Here is an 8,142-nt window from a genome sequence, read left to right on the forward strand (position 1 = left end):
CGGGGTGGCTTCGGCCGTCTCCTCCGCGGGCGCGGTCTCGGCCTCGGCCGGGGTCTCGCTGTCGGCCTCGGGGGCGTCGGCGACCGGTGCGGCCTCTTCCGCCTCGCTCGTGGGAGCCGGTTCCTCGGCGACGGCTTCGGGCGCCGTCTCCGCCTCGGGCGCGGCCTCGGGCTCGGGCTCGGCGACCTCGGGGGCCGCGTCCGCGACGGGCTCGGCCTCCACGGGAGTCGCCTCCGCGACGGGCGCCTCCTCGGGCTCCGCAGCCACCTCAGGCTGTGCGGCCTCCGGGGCCACCTCGGCCTCCGGGGCAACCTCAGCCTCGGGCCCGGCCGCCTCCGCCTCCGGCGCGGCGTCCTCCGGTACTGCCTCAGCGGTCACCACGGCTGCCTCCGGGGCAGCCTCGGCGGCGACCTCCGGAGTGGGCTCCGAGGCGGCGGCCACCGGGGTGGTGTCCTCCGCGAAGGCCGCGTCGATCGCGGCCTTGGCCGCCTTCGTCTTGGCCGCCGACCGCGATCCCCGAGCCCGCGGCACCTTCACCTCTGCGACCTCAGTGACCTCAGCGGTCTCGACAGCCTCGGCAGGCTCGACAGCCACAGGAGCACCATCCGCGCTCTCAGCGCTCTCAGCGCCCTCCGCGCCCTCCGCGCCCTCCGCAGCCTCGTCACCGAGCTGCAGCAGCTCGGCGGCGTCCTGCGCCTCGGCGGGCGCGGCGGCCTGGACCGGCTGTGCCTCGGCGACGGGCGCCTGGGGCTCGGCCACGGCCTGCTCTTCGTTGTGCACGTGTTCCTCTGCTACGGGCTCCGCAGCGGGCTGCTCCGCGCCGGCCGGTGCGGCCTCGGCGGGGCCCTGCTCGCCCTCGGTGATGTTCTGCTGTGCGTCGGCAGCGGGCTCCGCGGCCGGCTCCGGTGCGTCGTGCCCCGCGGCGTCCGTCTCGGCGACCGGCGCCGCGACACCGTGCTCGACAGGCTCCTGCTCCGTCGCCTCCGCGAACTGCGGCCCGCTCTCGGGCTGCGCCACCGCGGCTTCGGACTGCTGCTCGGTGGCCTCGTCCGCCCCAGCGGCCTCAGCCGTACCGGCCTCCGCACCGCCCACCGGCTCGGCCCCCCAAGCCGGCATCTGCGCCGGAATGGCAGCCCCCGGCTGCTCGGGCTGCGGCTCCGGCATCGGCAGCGGACCGGCCTGGGCGCCTTCCTCCGGGAGCGGCCCCGGAACGGCCTCCGGCAGCGCGCCCGGCTCCTCGCGCGGCACGTCGCCGCGCGGCGCGTCCTCCACCGGTACGGCTGCGTCCTCACTCGGCGCATCCTCGCGCGGCACATCCAGGTACTCCGGACCCACCGTCGGCGGGCCCGCGTGCCGTACGGGCGGCTGCGGGGTCCCGGCCGGGCCGCGGTCGGCGAGCGAGCGGACCACGCCACCGGTGTGCGCCTCCGGGACGGGCGGTCCCATGTGCAGCGGCCGGCGCGCGGGCGTGCTCTGCTTCGGGAGCGCGCCCTGCCCCGGCATGGCTCCGGGCGGCATTGCGCCCGGCTGGGGCGCGGCGGCCTGCGGCTGGGCCGCCTCCGGGCCGCCCGCGGCCTGCTCCTCGCCGTACGTCACCGTCTCGTACGGGGTCGGGTCGTACGCCGCCACCGGGTCGTACACCGCGCCCCGTCCCGGGGTGTAGTCGGCGTACGGGGCCTGCGGCTCGCTGCCCCAGGCGCCCTGGGCGCCCGGCATCAGCAGGTCGTCGTCCTCGGCCTGCTCGGCGGTGTCGAGGTACGTGTACGCGTCGTGCGGCTGCTGCGGGCCGGCGTCGGCAGGGGCGGGAGCGGCCGCCGGCAGCGGCCCTCCGGGATGTCCGCCTGCGTTCTCCGGCAGTCCCTCGCCCGGGACCTGGCCGGTGTCGGTCATGCGTACCCCTCGCCCATCGGTAGTGCTCCTTCCAACCGCTCGTCCGACGCGCTCGACCGCGGCACGCGCCGACCGCCCCCATAGCTAGAACGAGCGAGCGCGCCTCGCGGCACGTCCGCCCTCAAGAGCATCTTGTGCGGCCAAAACCTCGGACTTTTCCGGATATTGACGCACGACTCCGATCGCGGAACGGCGGCGCAACGATCCGCCAGCCTACCTCCCGCGGGTGACTGATCCGGTCACGGGTGATGCACGCGGTAACCGCACACGAGGAAGACGACCGCCCGCTCCCGCTCCACCCATACGGAGGTGTCCAGCTCGACCGACTGCAGGAGCGCGCACTCGACTTCGTAACCCCCGTCGGCCAGCGCGCGGCCGAGCGCCTCCGCCTCGTCGCGGGTCGCGGCGTGGGTGACGATGCGTTCGGGGCGGCGGGCCGCGCACGCGGTGACCACGGCCGTGCCGCCGCCCCCGATGCGGACGACGTCCGGCTCCGGGAGGTCTTCGAGGACCTGGGGCGCGCGCCCGTGCACGACCTGGAGCTGGACGCCGTACCGGCGGCTCACGGCCGTCGTCCGGGCGCAGGCGTCCTCGTCGGCGTCGACGGCGATGACGGCCGCGCCGAAGCGGGCCGCTTCCACGGCGGCGGCGCCGGAGCCCGCGCCGATGTCCCAGACCAGGTCGCCGACGGCGGGGCCGAGGCGGGCGAGCTGGGCGGTGCGCAGCTGGCCGGACTCGCCCTCCGTCAGGCCGCCTCCGTACGCGCTGTCGGAGAGGCCCCAGCCGCGCGGCCCGGAGGGGTAGCCGACCTCGTGCCCGGCGATCCAGCCCGTCCCCTGGGTGGCGGCGCTGCCGGCCGGTCCGCCGACGACGATGACGACGTTGGGATCGCGCCATACGTGGTCGGCGGCCTTGTCCGAGGTGAGGACCGTCACTTGTTCCTGGGTGGTGCCCAGGGCCTCGCAGATGACGAAGGTGCGGTGCACGCCGCGCAGGAGGAGGGCGAGTTCGGCGGGGCCCGCGCCGGGCGAGGTGAGGACGGCGACCTTGGTGTGGGCGCGGCAGACGTTGACGGCGCGGCGCAGGTCGCGGCTGTGCGCGACGACGATCTGGGCGTCGTCCCAGGGCATGCCGGCACGGGCGAAGGCGGCGGCGACGGAGGAGACGGCCGGTACGACCTCGACTTCGAGGCCGTGTTCGGGGGCGCGCAGGGTGCGGACGACGCCGAAGAAGCCGGGGTCGCCGTCGGCGAGGACGACGGCGGTGCCGCGGTGCTGGGCGATGCGGCGGGCTGCCAGCTCCACGCTGCCGAGCCTGATCCGTTCGGCGGCGGGCGGTACTTCCTTGAGCGCCAGGTGGTGGGCGGCGCCGGCCACCAGGGTCGCCGCGCCCAGTGCGGAGCGTGCGGCGGCGGTCAGAGGCGAGCCGTCCCACCCGATCACGGTGACGCGGTCGGCCATCTGCGGAGGTCTCCTGGTCTCGTCGTGCGGGCGGTCCGTACGGCCGGTCCGCGGCGCGGGCCGTCCGTCGTGCGGGCGTGGATCAGGTGAGGGTACCCCGGGCGCCCGGCCGTACCGCGGCGCCCTTCTCCGGCGCCCCTCAGCGCCACTCCGGATACGCGAAGCCGCCCGCGTCCTCCGTCCGGTCCGGGAGGCCGTCGAAGTCCTCGGGCAGCAGGCTCCACACGATGAGGTCGGTACGGATGTCCGTCCAGCCGCCGTCCTCGGTGCGGGAGCGGGCTATCCAGGCGTTGCGGAGCACGCCTTCGCTGATGCAGCCGAGCTTCTGGGCGACCTGCTGGGCGGCGGAGTTGTCGGCCGGCGTGCGCAGTTCCAGGCGTTCGAACTTCTGGTCGCGGAAGAGCCACTGCGCGACGGCGAGCGCGGATTCGCAGGCGTAACCCTCGCCGCGGGCCCAGGGGGCGGTGATGTAGGAGAGTTCGGCGCCGCGTATCCGCCAGTCGGTGTGGTCGATCCGGACCGATCCGACCAGGCGCTGGGTGAGGAATTCGGTGACGGCGAAGGCGAGTCCGCGGCCCGAGGTGCGTACGGCCGGGGCGCCGCCGGTGACCCATTCCCGGGCGTGCGCCGTGGTGTACGGGAAGGGGTGGGCGGTCCAGGCGGCGACGGCTTCGTCGTTCATCATGTCGCCGAGCGCGGGGATGTCCGTGTCGTCGAAGGGCCGCAGCACCAGACGCTCCGTGCTGATGGAGATGTCCGGAAAGGTGGATGTCATGCAGCTGCTCCCACGCCGTGGACCGTAAAGCTCCGTAAAGCTCCGCGAATACGTTCGGGCGCTCCCGCCCGTCTTGAGTGCACAAGCATGCAGCATCTGCCTGCGAATGTGCCAAGTATGACGGCCCGCATCTGCGCTGATAAGGCAGGTACGGGCCGTCGTACGGGCGGGTGGCGGGTCAGCTCACCGTGCTGCGGTGGTCAGCTCGCCTTGCTGAAGGAGGGCAGCACCGAGCCGTCCTTGTACTTGGACTCGATGAACTTCTTGACCTGGTCGGAGGTGAGCAGCTTCGCGAGCTTCTGCACGCGCGCGTCGTTCTTCTTGCTCTTGTCGACGGCGAGGAAGTTGGCGTACGGGCTGTTCTTGGCCGACTCCAGGGCCAGGGAGTCCTTCTTCGGGCTGAGCTTCCCGGCGATGGCGTAGTTGCCGTTGATCACCGCGGCGTCGTAGTCGGGCAGTGTCGGCGCGAGCGCCTCCGCCTTGGCCTCGGTGATCTTCAGGCCCTTCTTGTCCCCGATGTCGTTCAGGCCCGGCACCTCGGGGGCGCCGGCCTTGAGCTCGATGACGCCTTCCTTGTCGAGCAGCTTGAGGGCGCGTGCCTGGTTGGGCGCGTCGGAGGGCACGCCGATCGAGTCGCCCGAGGTCAGGTCGGAGACGCTCTGGTGCTTCTTGGAGTACAGGCCCATCGGCTCGACGTGCACGTTGACGACCGGAACGACGTCGCCGTCGTTCTTCTTGTTCCAGTCGTCGAGGAACTCCTTCGTCTGGAAGTAGTTCGCGTCGAGGGTGTTGTCCTTGGTGGCCGGGTTGATGAGCTGGTAGTCGTCGAAGATCTTGACGTCCAGCTTCAGCTTCTCCTTGGGCGCCAGGTTCTTCTTGACGTACTCCAGGATCTCGGCGTGCGGGACGGAGGTGGCGCCGACGACCAGCGGGGTGCTCGCGCTGTCCGACCGGTCGACGTCCGGGTCGGAGGGGGCGCTGCAGGCGCCGAGGGCGGCGGTGAGCGCGGCGGCGGCCGCGAGGGCTCCGGTGAGCTTGACGGTGTTACGCACGAAGAGTGCCTTTCTTACAGGTGGTGTTCCGCCCGGCAAAGGGTCCGGGCTCCGGGGTGGTGACTCAGGCGGCCTCGTCCGCGGTCCGGCGGGCCTTGGGCAGCTTCAGCAGACGTACGGGGGCGTCGGCGCGGCCACCGCGGGCGGCCAGCCTGCGGACGATCAGGTCGCCCGCCAGCTGGATGACGGTCACGATGATGACGATCAGTACCACCGTGACGCCGACGAAACGCATGTCGTTGCGCTGCTGGCCGTAGGTGATCGCCACGCTGCCGAGGCCGTTCGCGCCGACCGCGCCGGCCATCGCGGAGTAGCTGATGAGCGTGACGACGGTGTTGGTGAGGCCCGCGACGAGGGAGGGCAGGGACTGCGGCAGCAGCACCTTGAAGATGATGGTCCAGGTGCCGCCGCCCATCGACTGCGCGGCCTCGACCAGACCGCCGTCGACCTCGCGGACGGCGGTCTCGACCAGGCGGGCGAAGAAGGGGATGGCGCCGACCGCCAGGGGGACGACGGCGGCGCTGGGGCCGCTGGCGGTGCCGATGAGGTACCGGGTGAACGGGATCAGCGCGATCACCAGGATGAGGAAGGGGATCGAGCGGCCGACGTTCACGACGGCGCCGAGGACCTTGTTCACCGTGGCGTTCTGCAGCTGCCTGCCCGGCCCGGTGAGGACCAGCAGGATGCCGACCGGCAGGCCGCCGATCACGGCCCAGACCGTCGACCACCAGACCATGAACAGGGTGTCCAGGGTGGCGATGGAGAGCACCGACTGCATCGCGTTCCAGCTCACTTGGCGACCTCCTTGGTCAGCACGGCGGCGTCCGGCGTCTGCGGGGCGCTGCGCCCCACGACGTCGACCTGGAGGCCCTGCTCGCGCAGGAAGCCGATGGGTACGACGTTGTCCTCGAAGCGGCCGGGCAGCTCGATGCGCATCCGGCCGATCTGCTTGCCGCCGACGGTGTCCATGGCCGCGCCGAGGATCGACACGTCGACGTTGTAGGTCCGCGAGAGGGTGGAGATGACCGGCTCGGTGGCCGCCTCGCCGTGGAAGGTGACGTCCACGACGGTGCGGTCCTCGGCCGTGGCCTCGCCGGTGACCGGGAACAGCTCCGTGGCCAGCTCCGAGCCGGGCGTGGCCAGCAGCTCGGCGACGGTGCCCTGCTCGACGATCCGGCCGCCCTTCATCAGGGCCGCGGAGTCGCAGATGGTCTTCACGACGTCCATCTCGTGGGTGATGAGCAGGACGGTCAGGCCCAGCTGGCGGTTGAGGTCGCGCAGCAGCTGGAGGATGGAGCGGGTGGTCTCCGGGTCCAGCGCGCTGGTGGCCTCGTCGGAGAGCAGCACCTTGGGGTCGCCGGCGAGCGCGCGGGCGATGCCGACGCGCTGCTTCTGGCCGCCGGAGAGCTGGGCGGGGTACGCCTTGGCCTTGTCGGCGAGGCCGACCAGGTCCAGCAGCTCCAGCGCCTTGCGGGCGCGGTCGCGGCGGCCGACCTTGAGGATCTCCAGCGGCAGCTCGATGTTGTCCTGGACGGTGCGCGAGGACAGCAGGTTGAAGTGCTGGAAGACCATGCCGATGTGGCTGCGCGCGGCACGCAGTGCGGGGTTCGCCCGCTGACCGTGTCCGGCGAGCTCGGTGAGGTCCTGGCCGGCCACGGTGACCGTGCCCGAGGTGGGGCGCTCCAGGAGGTTCACGCAGCGGATGAGCGTCGACTTGCCGGCGCCGCTCTGGCCGATGACGCCGTACACCTCGCCCTCGCGGACGTGCAGGTCGACGCCGTCCAGCGCGGTGACCTCGCGGTCGCCCGATCGGTAGACCTTGGTGAGGCCCGTAGTGGTGATCACAGGGATATCCGTCATGGTCGAGTGCTCGGCGGCTCGTCCGCCGGGCACGGGGCATTCATTGCGGAGTGCGGCATGGGGATCGCGGGGGCATGCGGGCGGCGGGCGCCCGGCTCCGGGGTCCGGTGACGCGGGGCGGCCGGGAGTGCGTACGGAGCGCGGGCGTACGGGAGGTACGGAGCGCTTCTGTACGGGTCGTCCGGCACATGGCAGCGGGTCTCGCTTCGGGGCGCGAGGCTCAGGCGGGGGCCCTCAGCGGTCACACATTCGACACAGGCAACGAGCACCGGGCGTCAGGTGCGCCTCGGTCGCAGGGGTGCGGCAGCTCGTCGTGGTCATGATGGCCAGTAAACCAGACACGCGTGCGGACCGATCAAGCCAGTCCGCATGACGGACTCGGCCGACCGGTCCGTGGACGCCGGCTCAGTCCGCCGTGGTGATCTCCACGCCGTCCGCCGTGGCCTGCGCGGACACCGCGGACAGGTCCGGTACGACCACGTCGGCCACCAGCTCCTCCGGGCCGGTCGTTGTGGTCAATGCCACGGTCTTCGCGCCGGCCGCGCGGCCCGCCGCGAGCCCGGCCGGCGCGTCCTCGAAGACGGCGCAGCGGGCCGGGTCGACGCCCAGGTGCCGGGCGGCGAGCAGGAACGGCTCGGGGTCGGGCTTGCCGCGGGTGATGTCGTCGGCGGTGATCAGGTGCTTGGGGTGGATGCCGACGGCGGCGAGCCGGGCCTCGGCGAGCTTGCGGGTGGCGGAGGTGACCACGGCCCAGCGGTCGGCGGGGAGGGAATCCAGCAGCTCACGGGTGCCGGGCAGCAGCACCACGCCGTCCGCGTCCGCGGTCTCCAGCTCCTCGATGCGGGCCAGCGCCTCGGGGGCCCGCTCGGCGGGCAGCAGGTCGGCGACGATGTCGGCGGCGGGCCGGCCGTGCAGCTCGACCCGGGCGAACTCCTCGGTGACGCCGTACTCCTCCGCCCACCGCGCCCAGCAGCGGTACACCGAGTCCATGGAGGAGACGAGCGTGCCGTCGTTGTCGAACAGGAGGGCGTCAACCGAGAGCTTCATGGTCACCGAGCGTACGGGGTGTGCGGCGCCGCCCGCCGGGCCGGGGCCGCACCCGGGC

General features: G+C 73.0%; 6 protein-coding genes and 1 pseudogene. All 7 read right to left on the minus strand.

What is annotated here, in order from left to right; genetic code table 11:
- Positions 1-1,890, minus strand: a pseudogene (locus tag CCS38_RS14865) (hypothetical protein); the annotation flags it as partial.
- Between the two features lie 239 nt (positions 1,891-2,129).
- Entirely contained in the window at positions 2,130-3,350 is a 1,221-nt protein-coding gene (gene cbiE / locus CCS38_RS14870) for a precorrin-6y C5,15-methyltransferase (decarboxylating) subunit CbiE (protein WP_223733738.1), read from the minus strand.
- 139 nt (positions 3,351-3,489) lie between these two features.
- Positions 3,490-4,125, minus strand: a complete 636-nt coding sequence (locus CCS38_RS14875) for a GNAT family N-acetyltransferase (RefSeq protein ID WP_223733739.1) — start codon at positions 4,123-4,125, stop codon at positions 3,490-3,492.
- Positions 4,126-4,325: 200 nt separating this feature from the next.
- The gene (locus CCS38_RS14880; RefSeq protein WP_223733740.1) at positions 4,326-5,177 is read right to left on the minus strand and encodes a MetQ/NlpA family ABC transporter substrate-binding protein; all 852 of its coding nucleotides are present in this window, start codon (positions 5,175-5,177) and stop codon (positions 4,326-4,328) included.
- 64 nt (positions 5,178-5,241) lie between these two features.
- Positions 5,242-5,970, minus strand: coding sequence for a methionine ABC transporter permease (locus CCS38_RS14885; protein ID WP_308050799.1), 729 nt, complete (start codon positions 5,968-5,970; stop codon positions 5,242-5,244).
- Positions 5,967-7,037 carry a methionine ABC transporter ATP-binding protein gene (locus CCS38_RS14890; protein WP_263302072.1) on the minus strand — a complete coding sequence of 357 codons (1,071 nt, stop codon included), beginning with the start codon at positions 7,035-7,037 and terminating at the stop codon, positions 5,967-5,969. Before CCS38_RS14890 ends, CCS38_RS14885 begins: the two co-directional genes overlap by 4 nt.
- Positions 7,038-7,442: 405 nt before the next feature.
- Entirely contained in the window at positions 7,443-8,084 is a 642-nt protein-coding gene (locus CCS38_RS14895; protein ID WP_223733743.1) for an HAD-IA family hydrolase, read from the minus strand.
- Between the last annotated feature and the right edge of the window lie 58 nt (positions 8,085-8,142).

Origin of the sequence: Streptomyces purpurogeneiscleroticus, from assembly GCF_020024005.1 — a bacterium.
GTDB classification, from domain to species: Bacteria; Actinomycetota; Actinomycetes; order Streptomycetales; family Streptomycetaceae; genus Streptomyces; species Streptomyces purpurogeneiscleroticus.